This is a genomic window from Nonomuraea sp. NPDC050328 (assembly GCF_044459405.1).
Taxonomy (GTDB): domain Bacteria; phylum Actinomycetota; class Actinomycetes; order Streptosporangiales; family Streptosporangiaceae; genus Nonomuraea.
On record NZ_JBITIW010000002.1, the window covers coordinates 639,587 to 658,673 of the forward strand.

Below are 19,087 nucleotides of genomic sequence, written 5' to 3' on the forward strand. Positions count from 1 at the left end.
CAGCCGTCCGTCCCACCGAGCCGTCCGTCCCACCGAGCCGTCCGTCCCACCGAGCCGTCCGTTCACCCGGTCAGCCGTCCGCCGAGCCGCCCGGTCAGCCGTCCGCCGAGGCGGCCGTCCGCCGGTTCAACTGCCCGTCCCTCCTAGCCAGCCACCTGCCTAGGTCGCGGCCACCGCCGCAGCCCCACCCACCCCGACCCACGCGCCAACACCCTCGGCCCCCAGACAGCCCGTGCCGCCACCGAGCGCGGCCCCTGCCTCCTCCGGAGCCCCCGATGCCCCCGACTCCCTCCCAGCCCTCATCCCCACCCCGAAACCAAGCCGCACGGAAACGCGACCTGACCGTCTTCCTAGCGGTCGCCTTCGGCCTGTCCTGGCTCATAGCCCTGCCACTCTGGCTGGGCACCGGCCTGAACTCCCCAACAGCCCCGGTCTACGCCGTCGCCATGATGGCCACCCCAACCATCGCCGTACTGGCCGTCTGGGTCGTGAACCGCCGCACCACCCCCTTCCGCCAGATGGCCACCGAAACCGGCCTCACCCTCGGCCCCAACCGCAAACGCACCCTCCTGATCCTCCTCACCGCCTGGCTGGGCACCCCGGTCCTGATCGTCCTGGCCTTCGGCCTGAGCATCGCCCTGGGCCTCCTCCCCGCAGACCTCTCGGGCATGGCCGCCAACCTCCGCACAGCCGGCCTCCCCGTCCCCGAGAACCTCCCCCTGGTCCTCACCGCCCAGATCATCGGCTCAGCCCTCATCGGCCCGGTCCTCAACGCCCTGCCCTCCCTCGGCGAAGAGTGGGGCTGGCGTGGCTGGCTCCTGCCCCGCCTCGTCGAGTCCCGTGGCGTAGGGCAGGCGGTCCTCATCTCGGGCCTCATCTGGGGCGCCTGGCACGCCCCCCTCACCCTGCTCGGCTACAACTACCCGAGCCTGGGCCCGTGGGCCGCCCTCATGTTCACCGGCGCCACCGTCCTCATCGGCGCCCTCTTCTCCTGGTTGCGCCTCCGCAGTGGCAGCGTGTGGCCCGCCGTCATCGCCCACGGCTCCCTCAACGCCGTCGCCCCGATGATCGCCCTCTTCGCCGCCCCGGACACCCCGCCCAACTACGTCCTGGCCGGCATCACCGGCCTCACAGGCTGGGCCCTCATGGCCCTCACCGCCGCCTGCCTCTTCCGCTTCTGGCCAGTACGGCAGGCGTAACGGACCGTCGAGGCTCGCCAAGCGCGACCAGCACACTGGTCGCGCTTCAGCCGTACCTGCGGGCCGCTGTACGCCGGGCCGTACCCGCGGGTAGAGCTGTACGGCAGGCCGTACTCGCGGGCCGAGCTGTACGACAGGCCGTACGCAGCGGATGATCCATCGACCCACGCGACGAGACGCGGTGAGACCGGACGGGCGAGGCTGGTGCGCTGAGGCCAACCGCGCCTCATCCCACCTCGCCCGCTCTCAAGTCCTCACGCCCTCAGAACACGCCCCTGTCACGTGTCGCCCGCTCCCACCTAGGGGGCTGAGCCCTCAGACGAGGACGGCGGTGGTGATGAGGGCGGCGGTGGTGGCGGTTTCGACGAGGGCGCCCAGGACGTCGCCGGTGATGCCGCCCAGGCGCTTGACGGACCGGCGGAGGAGGAGCAGCGCGGCCCCGAGCCCGGCGAGGACGGAGATCGGGAGAACGACCACCAACGGCAGGCCGCCGGGCAGGAGCAGGGCGGCGGGAGTCAGGGCTTGTGGGGTGGTGCCACCCAGGACCGGGGTGGGGCCGCCTACGGCCGGGTTGAGGCCGTCCACGGCTGGGGTGGGGCCGTCCACGGCTGGGTTGGTACCGCCCACGGCTGGGTTGGTGCCGTCCACGGCTGGGGTGGGGTTGCCCGCGGTCGAGGTGGGGTTGCTCACGGCTGGGGTGGTGCCCTCTAGAGCGAGGAAGGTGACGGAGGTCACGGCAAGCAGGGCGGCGAAGGCAAGGGCCAGGAGGGTGACGAGGTAGGGCGTGCTGCGCCGTACTGTGCCCGCGACCATGGCGCCGAGGCCGTCGGGGCGGGCTGAGGGGACACCTGACCGGCAGGCCCAGGTGAGGGCGAGACGGCCGGTGAGGGTGGCGGTGATCAGGGCCGCGACAGAGGCTGCGGGCGGGAGGCCGGCCAGGGCGGCGGTCTGGGCGAGGACGGTGAAAATCAAGGTCGCGACGCCGAAGGGGCCGATGTCGGACCGCTTCATGATGTCGAGGGCTTGAGGGGCGGGTTTGGCGCTGCCCAGTCCGTCGGCGAGGTCGGCGAGGCCGTCCAGGTGGAGGGCCCGGGTCAGGTAGGCCAGGACGGCCAGCGCCAGGACTGCGCCGAGGAGGCCTGGGGAGAGCAGCAGGGGGATGGCGGCGATCAGGCCCAGGGCGATGCCGACGACGGGGGCCAGGGTCATTGCCTGGCCTACGACTTCTCGGTCGACTCGGGTTACGTGGACGCGGAAGATGCTGAGCGTTCCCACCGCGAACTTGGCGCCGTCGACCCATGACATATCGGTTGATCGTATGGGGTGGCCGCGGGTGGGGCTGGGGCGGCTGGCCGGTCGGGGCGGGGGAGTGGCCGGGACTGGGTGGCTGGCCGGGCGTGCCGGTCGGAACTGGGCTCGCGGCTGGTGGGCCAGTCGGAGCGACGGCGTGGGGATGGCCTAGGGACGGGTGGCCGGGGTGTCTTGGGCGGGCGAGCGGGCTGTCTTGAAGGGGTGGCCGGGCTGTCTTGCAAGTGTGGCCGGGCTGTCTTGGAGGTGTGGCCGGCTGTCTTGGAGGTGTGGTTCGGGGCTTGGAGGGGCGGGGTTAGAAGAGTTCGTCGAGGAGGCGGTAGTACTCCAGGAGTGCCGGGTCGGGGGTGGCCAGGCAGTACGCGGTGAAGAAGGCGGTGACGGCGGCAGGGCCGAAGTCCTCGGTGAGGTCGCGGGCGGCCAGGGCGAGGTCGCGGTGGCGGTCGGCCATGCCCAGGCGGGAGACGTCGAGGATGGTGCCGTTGAGCAGGACGTTCGAGGGGGTGAAGTCGCCGTGGGTCACCACGAGGTCCTCCGCGGGAGGGCGGGTGGTGAGGAGGCGGGTGAGGACCTGGCCCGGGGTCTGGCCCTCGTTGTCGGGGTCGAAGTCGTCGGCGTCGACGAGATCTTCCAGGACCTGGCGGCGGGACTCGTCGAGCATGACGTCCAAGCTGCCGTCGAACGGGCAGGGCGGGAGCGTGTGCAGGGCGCGGAGGGTACGGCCCAGGCGGGCGCCGATCTCGGCCCCAGAGAGGGAGGCGGTGGCGAGGCTGGGGGAGGCGGCGTCGGCCAGCACCAGGAGGGCCGGGGTGAGGGCCGGATCGTTGGGCTCGTAGGCGGCGATCTCGGGGGTGGGGAGGCCTCGGGCTGTCAGCCAGGTCAGGCGGGTGTGTTCGGCGGTGGCGGCGGGGCCGTGCTTGATCCAGAACGTGCCGGTGGTGGCTTTGACGCGGGAGACCGAGCCGCTGAGTCCTTCGTGGTCGTCGGACCAGGTGGGGGACGGGCCGAGGAGAGCGGCGATGGCGGGCGGGAGGGTCTGGCGGAAGTCGGCGCTCGTCAGGGTGGCCAGGTGGTTGAGGGCGGTTTGTTCCAAGGCGGGGGCGTGGTCGCGGGCCAGGGGGAGGGTGCGGGTGAGGAGGGTGGTGGCGGCGTAGAGGTCGCCCCGGAGGTGGTGGAGGGTGGCGAGGTCGAGGCGGGTCGCGACGAGGTCGGCTGGGGCGGGGGCCAGGGCGAGGGCGCGGTCGAGCAGGTCGCGGGCCTCGTCGTACGCAGCGGAGCCGCACAGGGCAGCGGTCTCGTGGGGCGCGGCGGGGTCGACCGGGGTGCGGGTGTCGTTGTGCGCGGCCTGCACGGAGTCGCCGTGGTCGTGAGCGGCAGGCAGGCCACCGTCGGGACCATGCGGCGTGGGGCCGTGGGGCTTGCCGTACGGGCGCGGGGTGGCAAGGGCGAGAAGGGCTACGGCGGACCAGCGGGCGGCGGTGTGGGTGAGCGGGGTGGCGGCGCGGGCGGCGGCGAGGGCGGCCGTCAGTTCGTCCCGGTCGGTGGGGATCGGGCGGCCGTGGGCGTCGTGGGTGATCAGGTCCTGGATCCTGGCATGGCGCACATTTGGTGACGTTATCGTGGCCGGATGCATGCGATTGAGGTGGCCGGGGTGTCGGTGAAGGTCGTGGGCAGGACGCTGCTCGCGGAGCTCGACTGGCAGGTGAGGTACGGCGAGCACTGGGTGATCCTGGGGCCGAACGGGGCCGGGAAGACGACGCTGCTGTCGTTGGCGGCCGCGGTGCGGCACCCGACTGAGGGCGTCGTACAGGTGCTCGGGCATCGGCTGGGACGCGTCGACCTGCGAGAACTGCGCAAGCACCTCGGGCTGGTGACGGCCAGCCAGCGGCTGATCGACGAGGAGCTGTTGGAGGAGGAAGGGGCCACGGCGCACACCGTGGTGCTGACCGGGCATACCGGGACCAGTGCGCCGCTGTGGGATCGGTACGGGCCGGCGGAGCACGAGCGGGCGCATCGGCTGCTGGCGGATCTCGGGTGCAAGGATCTGGCGGATCGGCGGTTCCGGGTGTGCTCGCAGGGGGAGCGGGCCCGGATTCGGGTGGCTCGGGCGTTGATGCCGGATCCGGCGGTGTTGTTGCTGGACGAGCCGTTCGCCGGGCTTGATCTGCCGGCTCGGGAGGATCTGATCGCGGCGGTGGAGGATCTGGCGAACAACCGGCCGGTGCTGACGACCGTGACGGTTACGCACCATCTGGAGGAGATCCCGGCCACTACGACGCACGCGATGCTCATGCGGGATGCGCGGGTGCTGGCTCGGGGGACCGCGGAGGAGGTGCTGACGGCGGAGAACCTGTCGGCGTGCTTTGACCGGAGGCTGCGGGTGGAGCGGCATGACGGGCGCTGGTATGCGCGGCGGGCGGGCTAGCCGGCGGTGGGTGAGGGGGTCCTAAGGGCCCACGCGATTCAAACGGCCTAGCGATTCAAACGGCCCGAGCGCTCCAGACGGACTAAGCGGTCCGGGTGGTCCAGGTGCCCCAGGTGCCCCAGGTGCCCCAGGTGGCCCAGATGGTCCAGATGGTCCAGGGCCCAAGCGGCTCAGGGGGCCCAAGTCATCGGGCGGCGGTCGGGTGGGCCGGTGGGCCCGGCCCGGTGGGCCCGGTGGGGCGGGTTGAGTGGGCGGCCGGGTCCCTCCCCCTCGGCTTCGGCGTCTGCCAGTTAGAGGGGCAGGAGGCGGCCGGCGACGACCAGGGCGACCTGCTCGGACTCGGCGGCCAGGCGTTGGTTGAGGCGGCCCAGGGCGTCGCGGAAGGCGCGGCCGGAGGCGGTGGCGGGGATGACGCCCAGGCCGACCTCGTCGGAGACGGCGACGATCGGTTGCGAGGTGCGGCGCCAGGCTTCGATGAGGGCGTCGCAGTGGTCGGCCACGCGGGTGGGTTCGCGCCATTGGAGGGTGGCCAGCCAGGAGCCGATGCCGTCGATCAGCAGGGGCGTGGTGGCCTCGGCGATCGTCTTGGCCAGTTCCGTGGTTTCGGTGGTGGTCCAGTGGGCGGGGCGGCGGGATCGGTGGGCCTCGACGCGGGTGCGCCACTCGGGGTCGTCGTCGCCTGTGGGGCCGGTGGCGACGTAGGTGACGTACGGCTCGGCGGCCAGGAGGAGTTCGGCTTCGGCGGATTTGCCGGATCTGGAGCCGCCCAGGAGCAGGGTTCTCAGGGGGAGCGGGGTGCGGGGCGTGGGTGGGGTTGCGGTGTCCACCTCCTGGCCGTCCTGTACGGCTTGCAGGCCCCACAGGGTGCAGTGGCGGGTGAGTTCTGCTTCCGAGCGGGTCCGGTGGTCCAGGGCGGCGGCCAGGAGGTGGGTCGCGTCCGAGATGAGGCCTTTGCGGCGGAGGTCGGCCAGCACGTGGGGGGCGGTGGTGGGGTCGACCAGGACGGCTGCGTAACTCGCCTCTGCGGGAGCGGCGTCGGCGAAGGGGGTGGCGTTGAGGAGGAGGTCGCCGGCCGTGCCGGTGATGATCGGCCGGCGGAGGTCGGCGGGGGTGCCGTCGACGGACAGGGCCAGGGGGGCGCGCCAGGCCGACTGGGGGAGGGAGAGGCAGGAGGCGCACCGGCAGCCCGGCTCCGGCCAGCCGTACTGGCCTGCCGTACCGGTGAACAGGATCTTCACCTGACCGAGCGTAGGACACCGGCTGGAAGGGGGTGAGGCCGCCGCCCGGCCGGGGAGGGATCCGAGGCGGGCGGCGGCCCCACCGGGAAGGCCCGGTCACCACAGCGGACGGTCATCCCGGGACCGCCACGGGCAACCGGGCCGGGCCAGAGGCTCGGGCCGCAGGTGCTGGGGCTGGCGAAGTAGCAGGGGAGTGGAAACAGGGGGAGAGCGCGGAACCGCCGGGGAGTCGGCCCAGACCTGCAGGAACCGGTGGGAGTCGGCCTCGACCTGCAGGAACCGGCGGGGGTCGGCCCAGAGCTGCAGGAACCACCGGGCTGCGGCCCCGGCTCGCAGGAACCGGCGGGTGGCGGGCCCCAACCTGCCCAACCCGCCGGAACCGAGGGCGGCCCTCCACGTGCCGTAACCGGGCCCAACCGGTAAGGGGCCGGCTCAGGCAGCGCTCCGGGGGTCAGGCGGAGATGCGGGAGCGGCGGCGGGTGGCCACCACGGCGCCGCCCGCGAGCAGCGCCAATGCCCCAGCGCCCCCCAGGATCCACCCCACCGGCACCCCGGAAGCCTCCGGAGCGGCGACGGAGGCGGAAGCCGGAGCAGGCAGGTCGGTGCCCTGGGCGCGGGACGGGTAGCCGTTGACCGAGGTCACCGTCTCCCCCTCCACCTTCACCTTGGCCGCCGCGGCCAGCAACTGCAGGGCGGTGGCGTCCGCGGCCCCCGTGACACAGGTAACCACCTGCTGAGGCGGCGTGTCCCCTGGGTAGGCGTCGAGCTCGGCGTCGCCGAAGTCGATGGCCAGCCCCACCCGCTTGCCCCCCTCGGGCAGGGCGGTCTTCCCGCACAGGGCGGTGAAGTCGGGCACCTCGACGGCGGGCGACTCGAAGTCGGTGGTGGCCGCGAAGCGCCAGCCGAGCACGGTGCCGTCGGCGGGACGTTCGGCGGTGGCGGGCAACGACAGCCACGCGGTGCCGTCGCTCTGCCAGAGGCTCCAGGCCCGCGGCCCGGCCGGATCGCCGGTAGGTGGTGCGGCAAGGGCAGGAGAGGAGAGAGTAAAGGCGGCGGCTAGGGAGAAAGCGGCGACACGAAAGGCGCGCAGCATCGATCGGCCTCCATACTCGGGAGTAGGGTGCAGGCTGTTGAGGACTTCGTGCGTAACCGGTAACGAAAAGGGAGCGTAATTCATGACATGGCGGTGGCGTTATGAAAATGCCAATGGTGGTGAGGTAACAGATCGGCCATTGCCGCGCGAGGTCTTTCCGAGCCAGGCCGACGCGGAGTCGTGGCTGGGCGAGAACTGGCGTGAGCTGCTGGAATCCGGTGTGGAAAAGGTCGCGCTGCTGGAGGATGACCGCACCGAATACACAGGATTGTCACTGCGCTCCGAGTGAAAAAAGAAATCCCCTTGCGCCTCCTGTGGCGCAAGGGGATTTCCGGGAAAGGCTACGGCCGGGTGGCCGGGCTGACCGTCTTGGCCGGGTCGCGCTCCACGACCGGCCCGAGGACGGCGTCGATCCGCTCCATGACGGAGGCGTCGAGCTTGACCCCGGAGGCCTTGACGTTGTCACGCACCTGCTCGGGCCGGGTCGCCCCGACGATGGCGCTGGCGACGTTCGGGTTCTGCAGCACCCAGGCCACCGCGAGCTGGGCCATGGTGAGCCCGAGGTCGGCGGCGATGGGCTTGAGCTCCTGCACGCGGGTCAGCACGTCGTCGGTGAGCATGCGGTTGATGAAGCCCGCACCGGCCTCGGAGGTGGCGCGCGAACCGGCGGGCGGGGGCTGGCCGGGCAGGTACTTGCCGGTCAGCACGCCCTGCGCGATGGGCGACCAGACGATCTGGCTGAGCCCCTCCTTCTCGCTGAGCGGCACGACCTCCGACTCGATGACCCGCCACAACATCGAGTACTGCGGCTGGTTGGAGACCAGGCGGTCGAAGCCCATCTCGTCGGCGATCTTGAGCGCCGCGGCGATCTGGTCGGCGGTCCACTCGCTCACCCCGACGTACAGGACCTTGCCCTGCCGTACGAGGTCGTCGAAGGTCTTGAGCGTCTCCTCGAGCGGGGTGAAGTGGTCGAAGCGGTGCGCCTGGTACAGATCGACGTAGTCGGTCTGCAGGCGGCGCAGCGAGCCGTTGATGGACTCGGTGACGTGCTTGCGCGACAGGCCACGGTCGTTGGGCCCGTCGCCGGTGGGCCAGTAGACCTTGGTGAAGATCTCCAGCGACTCCCGGCGCACGCCCTTCAGCGCCCGGCCGAGGACTTCCTCGGCCTTGGTGCGCGCGTACACGTCCGCGGTGTCGAAGGTGGTGATGCCCTCGTCGAGCGCCGCGTGCACGCAGGCCTTGGCCGCCTCCTCCTCGACCTGGGAGCCGTGGGTGATCCAGTTGCCGTAGCTGATCTCACTGACCAGGAGACCGCTGCGGCCGAGGTGACGAAATTCCATACATCCGACCTTAGGGGCAGTCGGCAGGCGGCCCGTACACGGGCACCGGCGACCGGCGGTCAGCCCGTACACGGGCTCCAGATCATCCCGAGCCCCTTCATGACGCCCACCACGCCCAGCAGGCACGCCACCGCCATCACGGCCAGCGTCGGCGCCTTGCGCGCGTCGGTCCGCAGGCCGGTGGCCACCTCCCAGCCGGCGACCAGCGCCAGGAGCACGCTCAGCCCGCCCAGCCCGATGCCCGCGAAGTCCGTGTAGGAGCACGACGTCACCTTGCCGTTGAGCGACACGGTGCTCAGGGAGCTCAACCGCACCACCAGAGCGAACAAACCGATGACAAGGGCGCCCCAGGCCTTGGGCGCCACCACGCGAAGATTCATGGCGTGAGTTCTATCGAGATCAACTTGCAAACCACTGAACGGTAGGGTCCCCTCGTGACGAAGCTCCTGCGGACGCTGCTCACCGCGGCCGTGCTGGCCGCGATCGGCGTACGGCTGCGCCGCCGCGCGCGCCGGGTGAAGGCCGAGGCCGGCGGCGGTGCGGCCACCGCCCAGCCCGAACGCCGGCGACCCCTCTGGGGCGCCGTGCTGGCCGTACTGGCCGCGACGGCGGTGACGCTGGCCGTGGCGGTCGTCCCGCTGGTCCCGCGCGCCTCGCTCGGCCAGAGCGCCGTCCGGATGCGCCCGCCCGTCGCCGCGCCGGCCACCGCCCAGAGCGCCCCGTCGCCCAGCGTGACGCCCACCCCGGCGGAGTGCGTACGGCAGGCGGCCCCCGTCGTCCGCCCGCTGAACCCGAGGGTGGTCCGTGCGGTCAACCGCCAGTGGCGGCGCATCGAGAGGTGGCTGGCCGAGAACGCGCCGGTCACCCGCGCCACGCTCGCGCGCCCGGCCAGGGCCCGCACGATCGCCATCGCCGAGGCCCAGATGAACCTGCGCTTCCCCGACGACCTGCGGGCCTCGCTCCTGCGCCACGACGGCGGCCTGCCGACGCCGCTCAACGTGCGGGGGATGCGCGACCGGTGGCGGGCGCAGTGCGTCTCGTGGGGCGAGGAGGAGTTGCGCTACCGCGACCTGATCCCGGTCGGCATCCTGGACGTGGTGCACGCCGAGACCGGCCGGATGGGCGTCGTGGGCAGGATCTCCGGCCCGGCGTTCGAGGACGGCCGCCCGTCCTACTACGCGCTGCTGCGCGACATGGCGGACGCCCTCGAGCGGGGCCGCCCGCTGGACGACCAGCGCCCGGTGGTCCGCTCCGGCGAACTGGAATGGGTGCCGCTGCCCTGACCCTGATCTTTCCCTGACCCGGACCCCGATCTCGGGGGTCCGGACCCTGACCCGACCCTGAGAAAGGGCCCGCTACTTCTTCGGGGGAACCGGCTTGCCGCCGGGCAGCACGGTGGGCGGGGGGAAGCGGAGCTTGCGGATCTGCAGCGCGCGCATGGCGGCGTAGAACCCGACGCCCTTCATGGACTCGTTGGGGAACTTCTCCGCCGCCAGCTTCTTGACCTTCCAGGCGACGAAGATCGAGGTCGCCACCACGCCGACCATCATGACCGGCCAGCCGATCGTGATGACGTAGTAGTAGATGGTCATCTGGGTCTGCTGGTTGCCCCACGGAATCCAGGTCAGCAGCAGGATGAGCAGCGAGAACGGCAGGAAGTACTGGCTCGGCAGCCGGCGGGCGTCGACCCAGTCGCGGGCGAACTTGCGCACCGGGCCGCGGTCACGGACCGGCAGGAACTTCTCCTCGCCGCGCAGCATGCCCTCACGGGCCCGCTGGCGCTCGGCGTTCTGCTTGGCCCGCAGTTGGCGGTAGGCCTCTTTCCGGTCGCGCGGAGCGCTGACAGGCTGGCGCCGACGCCCCTCGGCGTCCCGGCGCTTGGGAGTCGGTCGTCCTTTGCCCTGGGGCTTAGGATCGTCTTCGGGGACGGGGGTGTCCACCGAGGTCTGGGATCGGCGTCGCAACACGACGTCAACCCTACCTGGACTGCAACTTAGTGACGCCCCCGTACGTTATGCGTAGGGTAATCCCAAGGCGGCTGCGCTGCAGTGGGTGACCGACAGCACGACCTAAGAAGGGGATGGCCGACGCGCATGAGCGTGATGAAGAGACTTTCCATGATCTTCAAGTCCAAGGCCAACAAGGCCCTGGACAAGATGGAGGATCCGCGCGAGACGCTGGACTACTCCTACCAGCGCCAGCTCGAGCTGCTGCAGAAGGTTCGCAGGGGCGTGGCCGACGTGGCGACCTCGCGCAAGCGGGTGGAGCTGCAGATCAACCAGATCCGCCAGCAGGCGACCAGGCTGGAGGACCAGGGCCGCAAGGCGCTGTCGGTGGGGCGTGAGGACCTGGCGCGTGAGGCGCTGAGCCGCCGTTCCGGTCTGCAGACGCAGATCGCCGACCTCCAGGTCCAGCACGACAACCTGCAGGCCGAGGAGGAGAAGCTCACCACCGCCTCCCACCGCCTCCAGGCCAAGGTCGACGCCTTCCGCACCAAGAAGGAGACGATCAAGGCGACCTACACCGCCGCCGAGGCGCAGACCCGCATCAACGAGGCCTTCTCCGGCATCTCCGAGGAGATGGGCGACGTCGGTCTCGCGATCCAGCGCGCCGAGGACAAGACGGCGCAGATGCAGGCCCGGGCCGGCGCGATCGACGAGCTGCTCGCCAGCGGCGTGCTCGACGACTTCAGCGGCCAGCGCGGCGACGACATCCAGCTCGAGCTCGACCGCATGGGCGGCGGGCGCGACGTGGAGCTGGAGCTCGCCCGGATGAAGGCCGAGCTGGGCATGGCCCCGGCGCCCAAGTCCGCGATCGAGCAGGGCCAGCCGGCGCCGCAGCAGCAGCCGCAGACCCAGGCGCACCCCACCCAGCAGCACCAGCAGCCGGGGGAGAACTCATGATCATCCGCATCATGGGCGAGGGCCAGGTCGAGGTGGCCCCCGACGACATCGCGACGCTCAACGAGCTCGACAACGAGCTCGAGGGCGCCATCGTCGCCGGTGACGAGGGCGCCTTCCGCGAGCGGCTGCACGCGCTGCTCGACAAGGTCCGCCACGTCGGCAAGTCGCTGCCGGACGAGAGCCTGGAGCCTTCCGAGCTGATCCTGCCGCCCGCCGACGCCTCGATGGAAGAGGTACGGGCGATGCTCGGCGACCAGGGCCTCATCCCCGGTTAGGCGCCCGGCCATGCGCTCGCGGTTCGCCCCCGACAGCCGTCTGGTCCGGCGCATGCTCGTGACCATCCTGCTGCTCGGGCTGCTGTACGCAGCCTTCGTGGCCGCCCTCATCGCCGCAGGCGTGGGGGCGGCCGTCGCCGCGGTGGCCCTGGCGGCCGTCCTGGTGACCCTCCACCTGATGTCGGACCGATTAGTGCTGTCGGCGATGGGGGCCAGGGAGGTCACCCCGGAGCAGGAGCCCGAGCTGCACGCGCTCGTCGACCGGCTGTGCGCGCTCGCCGACCTTCCCAAGCCGCGGGTGGCGATCAGTCCCGCCGCGGAGCCCAACGCCTTCGCCGCCGGGCACACCTCGCGCAACGCCGCCCTGTGCGTCACCCAGGGCCTGCTCGACCGGCTCGACCAGCGTGAGCTGGAAGGCGTCCTGGCGCACGAGGTCAGCCACCTCGCCCACCGCGACGTCGCCCTGTCGACCGCGGTCTCCGTCTTCTCCACCGTCGCCGGGCTGCTGTCCGGGCTGGCGCTCTTCCTCGGTCTCGGCGGCCGTCGCCGGGCCCTGGTGCCGCTCGGCCTGCTGGCGGCGCTCGCCTCCGGGGTCGTCTACCTGATCAGCCTCGTCCTCACCCGCGCGTTGTCGCGCTACCGCGAACTGGCCGCCGACCGGGGCGGCGCGTTGCTGACCCAGCGTCCGTCGGCCCTCGCCTCCGCGCTCGGCAAGATCGACGCCGCCGCGGCGGACGGGCCGCGGGTGACCAACGCCCTGATGTTCGCCGGCCAGCGCCTGCCGGACCTGCTGGACACCCACCCGCCCATCCCGCGCCGCCAGGAGCAGTTGCGCTGGCTGGCCACCGAGCTCGGCTCCTGAGGCCGGGGCTGACGTGCGCCGGAGGAGATGGCTCGACGCCCTGCTCGGCCGCGCCACCGTGGCCGAGCCCGACCTCGACACGCTCTTCGCGCTGCCGCCGGCCGCCGCGGTGCTCGGCACGGCGACCGGGTTCGCGTCCGCCGGGCTGGCGGGCGTCGGCTTCCGCGCCGCCGAGGGGCGGGCTTTCGCCGGCGTGCACCGGCAGGCCGGCGACCTGCTCGGCGAACGCGAGGAGATCAAGGACGCCTACGACTACACCTGGTTCCTCGCCCGCGACCCGTCGGCGGACGAGCTGGTCAAGCGGGTGCACGGGGTCAACTCCACGCTGGAGGACGCCGGGTTCGGGCCGTCGCTGCTGTGCTCGGCCTTCCGCTTCGAGTCGCGCGGCCGGGGGCTGCTGGTGGTCTACCTGTACAAACGCGGCACCTTCTACCCGTTCGCCCCGCTCGACGGGCACCGCAGGGACACCGTCCTGGAGGACCGCGCAGCCGAGGCGCTGCGTCCCGAACTGCCGGTGGAGCCGGACCGCGCGCGCTGGTTCGCACTCTGGGACATCCCCGCCCTCACCCGATAATCACCCATAGTGATCTAATGATCACGTGGAGCGAAGATTGAGCGTGGCCGCCGCCGTGGCGTTCGCCCTCGCCGCGGTGCTGTACAGCGCCTGGATCCCGGGGGAGTTCACCACGCCCGCCCTCGACCGGATGCACGGCTACCTCAGCGAGCTGGCCGCGCGTGATCAGCCGTGGTCGGGGCTGTTCCAGCTCGCCGACGCCGGGGCGGGCCTGGCCTGCCTGGCCGGGGTGGCGCTGGTGCCCCGGATCCCGCGCGAGTGGCTGGGCTGGCTCGGCCTGGCCGCCTTCGGCCTGTTCACCGTCGGCGGCGCGCTCCTGCCGCTCGACTGCGCCTCGGTCAGCGACCCGGCCTGCGAACGCGGCCAGCGCTCCCTCGCTCACCACCTGCATGCCGTCACCAGTGCGCTGTCGGTCGCCGGCGTCACCGTCTCGATGGTGCTGCTGAGCCGTACCGTGCTGGCCTGGGTCATCACCGCGGCCTCGCTGGCCGCCACCTCGCTCGCGCTCGCCTCGATGGTCCTCGGCAACCTCGCCGGGCTGGCCCAGCGCGCCCAGCTCGTCCTGATAGCGCTGTGGCTGCTCTACCTGGCCGCCCGGCTGCTGACCCGGTGCCCGCCCGCCGACACCCGGCTCCCGCACGTCCTGCGCGAGGGCGAAGGGCCCGCCGTGCTGCTCTGCGCCGGGCTGGGCGGGGCGTGGTTCCACTGGGACGAGGTGGCCGCCGGCCTGGCGCCGCAGGCGACCGCCATCCGCTTCGACCGCCCCGGGCTCGGCCTGAGCCCCGCAGAACCGCTCCGCCCCACCCTGTACGGCGAAGCCGCCCGCCTGGCCGCGCTGGCCCCCGCCCACCCCGAGCAGGTGACGGTGGTCGCGCACTCGGTCGCCGCCTGGCACGCCGAAGCGTTCGCCCGCCTGCACCCGCTGCGGGTGAACCGGCTCGTGCTGGTGGACCCGAAGTGCCGCTCGGGCCCGCTGCGCCATCCATCGGGCTGGGGGCAGACGGCCGGGCGGTGGCTGCCCGCGTTCGGCGGCACGTGGGGCGCGCACGCGGTGGCGCGCTGCGCGGGACCGGCCGGGCACCGGCTCCTGACCGGCCGGGCGGACCCCGGCGGCGTCTACGCGGAGGGCCGGGTGGCCGCGGCCGTCACGGGGGAGTGGCTGGCCATCCGGGAGATGGCCGCCGAGCTGCGCACGATCCGCGAGGAGCACCCGTTCCCGCCCGTGCCGGTCGTGGTGATCAGCTCCGGCCGCGGCGACGCGTGCCTGGAGGAGCTGGCCGGCCTGCTGGGCGGCACGATGCTCACGCTGCCCGGCGTCGACGTGCTGCGTGAGGACCCGGCGGCGATCGTCAAGGCGTGTCTGGACGAGTCGGAGCCCGGCCCGGGGTAACGGACTGCCAGAATAGGGGCATGCTGGACTTACGGTCAGGAGATCCCGCCTGGGTGGGGGAGTACGCCCTGACCGCGCGCCTGGGCGAGGGCGGGCAGGGCACCGTGTACCTCGGGCAGAGCCGCGCCGGGGCCAAGGTGGCGATCAAGCTGATGCGGGCCGACCTGGCCGGCGACAGCGAGGCCTCCCAGCGCTTCGTGCGCGAGGTCTCGCTCGCGCGGCGCGTCGCGCCCTTCTGCACCGCGCAGGTCATCGAGACCGGGCTGCTGGGCGAGCGGCCGTTCATCGTGAGCGAGTACGTGCCGGGGCCGACGCTGTCGGAGGTGGTCAGGACCGAGGGGCCGCGCACCGGCTCCTCTCTGCACCGGCTGGCGGTCGGCACGGTGACCGCCCTGGTCGCCATCCACCAGGCCGGGATCGTGCACCGCGACTTCAAGCCGTCCAACGTGGTGCTGGCCGCCGACGGGCCGCGGGTGATCGACTTCGGGATCGCGCGGGCGCTCGACCTGACCTCCTCCCTCACCGCCTCGGCGATCGGGACGCCGTCCTTCATGGCGCCCGAGCAGCTCACGGAGGGGCAGCCGGGGCCGGCGGCGGACATGTTCGCCTGGGGCTGCACGTTGCTCTACGCCGCCTCCGGGCACCTGCCGTTCGCGGCGGACAGCCTGCCGGCGCTCTTCCACCGGATCATGTCGGCGGACGCGGATCTGTCGGTGCTGGAGGATCCGGCGTTGCGGGCGCTGGTGGGGGACTGCCTGGCCAAGGATCCCGCCCGGCGGCCCACCGCGAGCCAGGCCCTCATGCGGTTGCTCGGCGGCGGGGCGGCCTCGCCCGCACCGGTGCTGCTCGCCCAGGGCAGCGCCGCCGCCACCGGCCACCCCGCCCAGCCCCACTCCCAGCCGCAGTCTCAGCCGCAGTCCCTGCCTCCGCACGCGATGCCCGCCACGCCGCAGCCGCACGGGATGCCCGCCAACCCGCTGTATCAAGCCGCTCCGCTCCAGCACGCCGCCCCGCCGCACCAGCCCGCCCCCCACCAGGCCGCCCCCCACCAGGCCGCTCCGCCGTACCAGGGGCCGCCCTACCAGGGGGCCGGCGGCCAGACGCGGCCGGCCGGGCCGCGGCGGTCGGGCCCGTGGGTGGCGGTGGCGGCGACGGCCGCCGCGCTCGTGGTGCTGGCGGCCGCGGTGATCGTCGGCCTCCAGCTCGCCGACCCGACGAAGGGCACCGCGGGGACCACCACGCCCACCGCCGGCACCCGCTCCTCCCAGCGAACGACCCCGACCGCGACACCGACCGCGACCCCGACGGCGACCCCGAGCCCCACCACCGCCGGCCAGTTGCCCGGCACCGCGGTCACCCTGACCGAGGAGCCCGGCGACGCGCTCAAGCTGGCCTCCTACACCGTGGACGGCGGCAAGCGGATGTACCTCCGCCGGGGCGACACCTTCCACCTGGACGAGCGCTACTTCGAGTACATGCCCAGCCCCGACGGCAGCCGCGCCCTGGCCACCGAGGTGAAGTACAGCGTCGACAAGTACGCCCAGGTCTCCCTGATCGACGTCCGCAGCGGCGAGACCTACTCCACGAAGATCAGCGCCGCCCCCGTCTACCCGACCACCCCGCGCTGGTCGCCGGACGGCCGGTTCGGCCTGTTCACCCTCTACCGCGCCGAGGGCGGCACCAGCGTCACCCACGGCTTCGCGCTCGTCGACGCCGAGCGGCGCACCAGCCGGGCCTTCGAGGTCAAGGGCGACGGCTGGCGCTTCTTCTGGGTGGACGACGACACGGTCGGCACCTGGGTCGGGGGTCGTATGCAGCTGCACGACCTGAGCGGCAAGCGGATCCGCACCTTCGACGACGCCGGCTCCCCGGTCTGGGTCGAGGGCGACGACGTCTCGCCCGCGCGCACGCACTTCCTGTCGCACTGCGACCGGTCGGCGACCACCGTCTGCGCCCAGCCGCTGACCGGCTCGGCGAAGAAGATCACCATCCCGTTCACCAGCTCCCGGCTGATCGGCTGGTACGACGACCGGCACATCGCCGGCTGGGTGACCAAGCTCGGCGGCTACGAGGCGGTCGTGGTCGATCTGAACGGCAAGGTGGTGCGCAGGCTCGCCGCCACCACCAAGGTGGCCGAGTTCGGCAAGATGAGCTTCCGCTTCACCCCCTAGACGTTTCCGGAGCTCTCCCCAGGAAACGGTCACCAGCGTGGAACACACGGACGAGCGGATCACCGTCGTCGGCGAGGGCGCGATCTCGGCCGCCCCCGACCTCATGCGGCTCCTGGCCGGGGTGGAGGTGCGCAAGGCCGGACCCGGCGAGGCCTTCGCCGCCAGCAGGGAGGCCGCCGCCCGGCTGACCCGCACGCTGCGCGAGGCGGGCGTCGCCGAGGAGGACCTGCGCACCAACGAGCTGTCCCTCGGTCCCGAGTACGAGGCCTACCCCAAGGTGGCCGGTTACCGCGCCGCGCAGGGCGTCGAGGCGCTCGTGCGCGACCTGAGCCGCGCCGACGCGGTCATCGACGCCGTGGCGGCGGTGGGGGAGGAGATCCGGCTCAACGGGCTGGTGTTCGAGGTCTCCAAGCCGGACCAGGTGCTGGAGGCCGCCCGTGCCCGTGCCTTCGCCAACGCCGCCGCCAAGGCCGCGCAGTACGCCGGGCTGGCCGGCCGGGCGCTGGGCCGCGTCGTCGCGGTCAGCGAGGAGGTCTCGGCGCCGCCCCAGCCGCTGCTGGCCGCGGCCGAGGCGATGGACGCCAAGAGCTCCGTGAGCCCCGGACGGCAGACCGTCTCGGTCACCGTCCGGGTCGTGTACGGCTTCGCCGACTGAGCCGGTTTCGGCAGAGCCTCGTTACGGCAGGGCGAGCATGCGGTCGAGGGCGACGCGCGCCCAGTGGGCGGTGTCCTCGTCCACGGTGATCTGGTTCGGCACCTCGCCCAGCAGCAGCGACTCCAGCGCCCACACCAGGTGCGGCAGGTCGATGCGGTTCATGGTCGAGCAGTAGCAGACCGTCTTGTCCAGGAACGAGACGTTCTTGTCCGGGAACTGCTGCGCCAGGCGCTTGACCAGGTTGAGCTCGGTGCCGATGGCCCAGCTCGTCCCAGGCTCGGCGGCCTCCAGCTTCTTGATGATGTACTCGGTCGAGCCGACGAAGTCGGCCTTGTTGACCACCTCGTGCCGGCACTCGGGGTGCACCAGCACGTTGACGCCCGGGACGCGGCGCCGTACGTCGTCGACCGACTCGGCCGTGAAGCGGCCGTGCACCGAGCAGTGGCCCTTCCACAGGATCATCTTCTTGCCGCGCAGTTCCTCGGCCTTCGGCGGCCGGTGCGGGCTGTACAGGACGCAGTCGTCCAGCGACATGCCCATCTCCAGCACCGCGGTGTTGCGGCCCAGGTGCTGGTCGGGCAGGAAGAGCACCTGCTTCTTCTGTGAGAAGGCCCACTCCAGCGCCCGCTTGGCGTTGGAGGAGGTGCACACCGCGCCGCCGTGCCGGCCGCAGAAGGCCTTGATGTCGGCGCTGGAGTTCATGTACGTGATGGGAATCACATCGTCGGCGATGCCGGCCTCCTCCAGCGCCTCCCACGCCTCCTCGACCTGGTCGAAGGTGGCCATGTCGGCCATCGAGCACCCGGCCGCCAGGTCGGGCAGGATCACCCGCTGCGCCGGCGAGGTCAGGATGTCGGCCGACTCGGCCATGAAGTGCACGCCGCAGAAGACGATGAACTCCGCCTCCGGCCGGGCCGCGGCCTGCTGCGCCAGCTTGAAGGAGTCGCCGGTCACGTCGGCGAACTGGATGACCTCGTCACGCTGGTAGTGGTGGCCCAGCACGAACACCCGCTCGCCGAGCGCCTCCTTGGCCTTGCGGGCGCGTTCCACCAGGCCGGGGTCGGAGGCCGCGGGCAGCTCGCCCGGGCAGTCGACGCCCTTCTCGCTGTGCCGATCGGTGTCCTGCCCCAGGATGAACAGCGGAATCGTCATGCCGAACCCCTTATCGTCGAAGTGACGAGTATGGAGTCTACAACCCCGGGGAATGTGTGGCATCGGCGCGGTGTTGGTAGCGTCTTAGTAGGACCTCAGAACGGGAGTCAGCACATGACGGTTGAGAGCAGCGAGACCACGGCGCAGGGCCTGAACCTGACCGACGCGGCCGCGGCCAAGGTCAAGAGCCTGCTCGAGCAGCAGGGTGAAGAGGGTCTGCAGCTCCGTGTCGCCGTGCAGCCGGGCGGCTGTTCGGGCCTGCGGTACCAGCTCTTCTTCGACGACCGGTCGATGGACGGCGACGTCGTCACCGACTTCGGCGGCGTCGGCGTGGTCACCGACCGGATGAGCGCCCCCTACCTGATGGGCGCCACCATCGACTTCGTCGACACGATCGAGAAGCAGGGGTTCACCATCGACAACCCCAACGCCACCGGCTCCTGCGCCTGCGGCGACTCGTTCAACTAGCCGGAAAGGCCGCCCCGGCGGCCCCAAGGCGCGG

At 72.2% G+C, this 19,087-nt stretch carries 20 protein-coding genes; 12 read left to right on the forward strand and 8 right to left on the reverse strand.

All coding sequences use genetic code 11. The features are described from left to right. Window positions 1-446 precede the first annotated feature (446 nt). Window positions 447-1,199 (forward strand): CPBP family intramembrane glutamic endopeptidase, encoded by a 753-nt coding sequence (locus tag ACIBG7_RS09140; protein WP_397335724.1) that lies wholly within the window; start codon window positions 447-449, stop codon window positions 1,197-1,199. Between the two features lie 315 nt (window positions 1,200-1,514). Here the strand turns inward: ACIBG7_RS09140 and ACIBG7_RS09145 are convergent, their stop codons facing one another. Further along, entirely contained in the window at window positions 1,515-2,504 is a 990-nt protein-coding gene (locus ACIBG7_RS09145; RefSeq protein ID WP_397335725.1) for an adenosylcobinamide-GDP ribazoletransferase, read from the reverse strand. 298 nt (window positions 2,505-2,802) lie between these two features. Continuing rightward, window positions 2,803-4,110 (reverse strand): phosphotransferase, encoded by a 1,308-nt coding sequence (locus ACIBG7_RS09150; protein WP_397335726.1) that lies wholly within the window; start codon window positions 4,108-4,110, stop codon window positions 2,803-2,805. A 24-nt stretch (window positions 4,111-4,134) separates the two neighbouring features. Between ACIBG7_RS09150 and ACIBG7_RS09155 the strand changes: the two genes are divergently transcribed. Then, complete coding sequence (locus ACIBG7_RS09155; RefSeq protein WP_357935522.1) at window positions 4,135-4,932, forward strand: ATP-binding cassette domain-containing protein; 798 nt, start codon at window positions 4,135-4,137, stop codon at window positions 4,930-4,932. A 290-nt stretch (window positions 4,933-5,222) separates the two neighbouring features. Here the strand turns inward: ACIBG7_RS09155 and ACIBG7_RS09160 are convergent, their stop codons facing one another. Beyond that, entirely contained in the window at window positions 5,223-6,170 is a 948-nt protein-coding gene (locus tag ACIBG7_RS09160) for a bifunctional adenosylcobinamide kinase/adenosylcobinamide-phosphate guanylyltransferase (RefSeq protein WP_397335727.1), read from the reverse strand. 451 nt (window positions 6,171-6,621) lie between these two features. After that, a complete protein-coding gene (locus ACIBG7_RS09165) occupies window positions 6,622-7,263 on the reverse strand; it encodes an SCO2322 family protein (protein ID WP_397335728.1) in 642 nt (213 codons plus the stop codon). 82 nt (window positions 7,264-7,345) lie between these two features. Between ACIBG7_RS09165 and ACIBG7_RS09170 the strand changes: the two genes are divergently transcribed. Continuing rightward, a complete protein-coding gene (locus ACIBG7_RS09170; RefSeq protein WP_357935530.1) occupies window positions 7,346-7,552 on the forward strand; it encodes a hypothetical protein in 207 nt (68 codons plus the stop codon). Window positions 7,553-7,604: 52 nt separating this feature from the next. Here the strand turns inward: ACIBG7_RS09170 and ACIBG7_RS09175 are convergent, their stop codons facing one another. Together ACIBG7_RS09175 and ACIBG7_RS09180 are read right to left on the reverse strand one after the other, a co-directional pair. Next, window positions 7,605-8,603 carry an aldo/keto reductase family protein gene (locus ACIBG7_RS09175; RefSeq protein WP_357935533.1) on the reverse strand — a complete coding sequence of 333 codons (999 nt, stop codon included), beginning with the start codon at window positions 8,601-8,603 and terminating at the stop codon, window positions 7,605-7,607. A 59-nt stretch (window positions 8,604-8,662) separates the two neighbouring features. Continuing rightward, the gene (locus ACIBG7_RS09180; RefSeq protein ID WP_397335729.1) at window positions 8,663-8,983 is read right to left on the reverse strand and encodes a hypothetical protein; all 321 of its coding nucleotides are present in this window, start codon (window positions 8,981-8,983) and stop codon (window positions 8,663-8,665) included. 54 nt (window positions 8,984-9,037) lie between these two features. Here ACIBG7_RS09180 and ACIBG7_RS09185 point away from each other — a divergent pair, with 54 nt between their 5' ends. Then, complete coding sequence (locus ACIBG7_RS09185) at window positions 9,038-9,886, forward strand: hypothetical protein (protein WP_397335730.1); 849 nt, start codon at window positions 9,038-9,040, stop codon at window positions 9,884-9,886. A gap of 72 nt (window positions 9,887-9,958) precedes the next feature. Here ACIBG7_RS09185 and ACIBG7_RS09190 read toward each other — a convergent pair whose 3' ends face one another. Then, the gene (locus ACIBG7_RS09190) at window positions 9,959-10,570 is read right to left on the reverse strand and encodes a DUF3043 domain-containing protein (RefSeq protein ID WP_357935541.1); all 612 of its coding nucleotides are present in this window, start codon (window positions 10,568-10,570) and stop codon (window positions 9,959-9,961) included. A 126-nt stretch (window positions 10,571-10,696) separates the two neighbouring features. Here ACIBG7_RS09190 and ACIBG7_RS09195 point away from each other — a divergent pair, with 126 nt between their 5' ends. The 7 genes from ACIBG7_RS09195 to ACIBG7_RS09225 are packed head-to-tail and all read left to right on the forward strand — an operon-like array spanning window position 10,697 to window position 17,433. Beyond that, window positions 10,697-11,506 carry a PspA/IM30 family protein gene (locus ACIBG7_RS09195; RefSeq protein ID WP_357935544.1) on the forward strand — a complete coding sequence of 270 codons (810 nt, stop codon included), beginning with the start codon at window positions 10,697-10,699 and terminating at the stop codon, window positions 11,504-11,506. Beyond that, window positions 11,503-11,781, forward strand: coding sequence for a hypothetical protein (locus ACIBG7_RS09200; protein ID WP_357935546.1), 279 nt, complete (start codon window positions 11,503-11,505; stop codon window positions 11,779-11,781). Before ACIBG7_RS09195 ends, ACIBG7_RS09200 begins: the two co-directional genes overlap by 4 nt. Before the next feature lie 10 nt (window positions 11,782-11,791). After that, complete coding sequence (locus ACIBG7_RS09205; RefSeq protein ID WP_357935548.1) at window positions 11,792-12,643, forward strand: M48 family metalloprotease; 852 nt, start codon at window positions 11,792-11,794, stop codon at window positions 12,641-12,643. A 13-nt stretch (window positions 12,644-12,656) separates the two neighbouring features. Next, the gene (locus ACIBG7_RS09210) at window positions 12,657-13,217 is read left to right on the forward strand and encodes a hypothetical protein (RefSeq protein ID WP_397335731.1); all 561 of its coding nucleotides are present in this window, start codon (window positions 12,657-12,659) and stop codon (window positions 13,215-13,217) included. Window positions 13,218-13,242: 25 nt separating this feature from the next. Next, window positions 13,243-14,607: an alpha/beta fold hydrolase gene (locus ACIBG7_RS09215; RefSeq protein WP_397335732.1), complete on the forward strand. Its 1,365-nt coding sequence runs from the start codon at window positions 13,243-13,245 to the stop codon at window positions 14,605-14,607. Between the two features lie 20 nt (window positions 14,608-14,627). After that, a complete protein-coding gene (locus ACIBG7_RS09220) occupies window positions 14,628-16,778 on the forward strand; it encodes a protein kinase (protein ID WP_397335733.1) in 2,151 nt (716 codons plus the stop codon). Window positions 16,779-16,815: 37 nt separating this feature from the next. Then, a complete protein-coding gene (locus tag ACIBG7_RS09225) occupies window positions 16,816-17,433 on the forward strand; it encodes an SIMPL domain-containing protein (RefSeq protein WP_397335734.1) in 618 nt (205 codons plus the stop codon). Between the two features lie 21 nt (window positions 17,434-17,454). Here ACIBG7_RS09225 and nadA read toward each other — a convergent pair whose 3' ends face one another. After that, window positions 17,455-18,585: a quinolinate synthase NadA gene (gene nadA, locus ACIBG7_RS09230; RefSeq protein WP_357935561.1), complete on the reverse strand. Its 1,131-nt coding sequence runs from the start codon at window positions 18,583-18,585 to the stop codon at window positions 17,455-17,457. A 114-nt stretch (window positions 18,586-18,699) separates the two neighbouring features. Here nadA and erpA point away from each other — a divergent pair, with 114 nt between their 5' ends. Continuing rightward, the gene (gene erpA / locus ACIBG7_RS09235; protein WP_357935564.1) at window positions 18,700-19,053 is read left to right on the forward strand and encodes an iron-sulfur cluster insertion protein ErpA; all 354 of its coding nucleotides are present in this window, start codon (window positions 18,700-18,702) and stop codon (window positions 19,051-19,053) included. Window positions 19,054-19,087 lie beyond the last annotated feature (34 nt).

What these genes read in the sequence shown, in the direction of transcription:
- ACIBG7_RS09140 (WP_397335724.1), top strand. Translation starts at nt 447, where the DNA reads ATGATGGCCACCCCAACCATCGCCGTACTGGCCGTCTGGGTCGTGAAC.
- ACIBG7_RS09145 (WP_397335725.1), bottom strand. Translation starts at nt 2,504, where the DNA reads ATGTCATGGGTCGACGGCGCCAAGTTCGCGGTGGGAACGCTCAGCATC.
- ACIBG7_RS09155 (WP_357935522.1), top strand. Translation starts at nt 4,135, where the DNA reads ATGCATGCGATTGAGGTGGCCGGGGTGTCGGTGAAGGTCGTGGGCAGG.
- ACIBG7_RS09165 (WP_397335728.1), bottom strand. Translation starts at nt 7,263, where the DNA reads ATGCTGCGCGCCTTTCGTGTCGCCGCTTTCTCCCTAGCCGCCGCCTTT.
- ACIBG7_RS09170 (WP_357935530.1), top strand. Translation starts at nt 7,346, where the DNA reads ATGACATGGCGGTGGCGTTATGAAAATGCCAATGGTGGTGAGGTAACA.
- ACIBG7_RS09175 (WP_357935533.1), bottom strand. Translation starts at nt 8,603, where the DNA reads ATGGAATTTCGTCACCTCGGCCGCAGCGGTCTCCTGGTCAGTGAGATC.
- ACIBG7_RS09180 (WP_397335729.1), bottom strand. Translation starts at nt 8,983, where the DNA reads ATGAATCTTCGCGTGGTGGCGCCCAAGGCCTGGGGCGCCCTTGTCATC.
- ACIBG7_RS09195 (WP_357935544.1), top strand. Translation starts at nt 10,697, where the DNA reads ATGAGCGTGATGAAGAGACTTTCCATGATCTTCAAGTCCAAGGCCAAC.
- ACIBG7_RS09200 (WP_357935546.1), top strand. Translation starts at nt 11,503, where the DNA reads ATGATCATCCGCATCATGGGCGAGGGCCAGGTCGAGGTGGCCCCCGAC.
- ACIBG7_RS09205 (WP_357935548.1), top strand. Translation starts at nt 11,792, where the DNA reads ATGCGCTCGCGGTTCGCCCCCGACAGCCGTCTGGTCCGGCGCATGCTC.
- ACIBG7_RS09220 (WP_397335733.1), top strand. Translation starts at nt 14,628, where the DNA reads ATGCTGGACTTACGGTCAGGAGATCCCGCCTGGGTGGGGGAGTACGCC.
- nadA (WP_357935561.1), bottom strand. Translation starts at nt 18,585, where the DNA reads ATGACGATTCCGCTGTTCATCCTGGGGCAGGACACCGATCGGCACAGC.
- erpA (WP_357935564.1), top strand. Translation starts at nt 18,700, where the DNA reads ATGACGGTTGAGAGCAGCGAGACCACGGCGCAGGGCCTGAACCTGACC.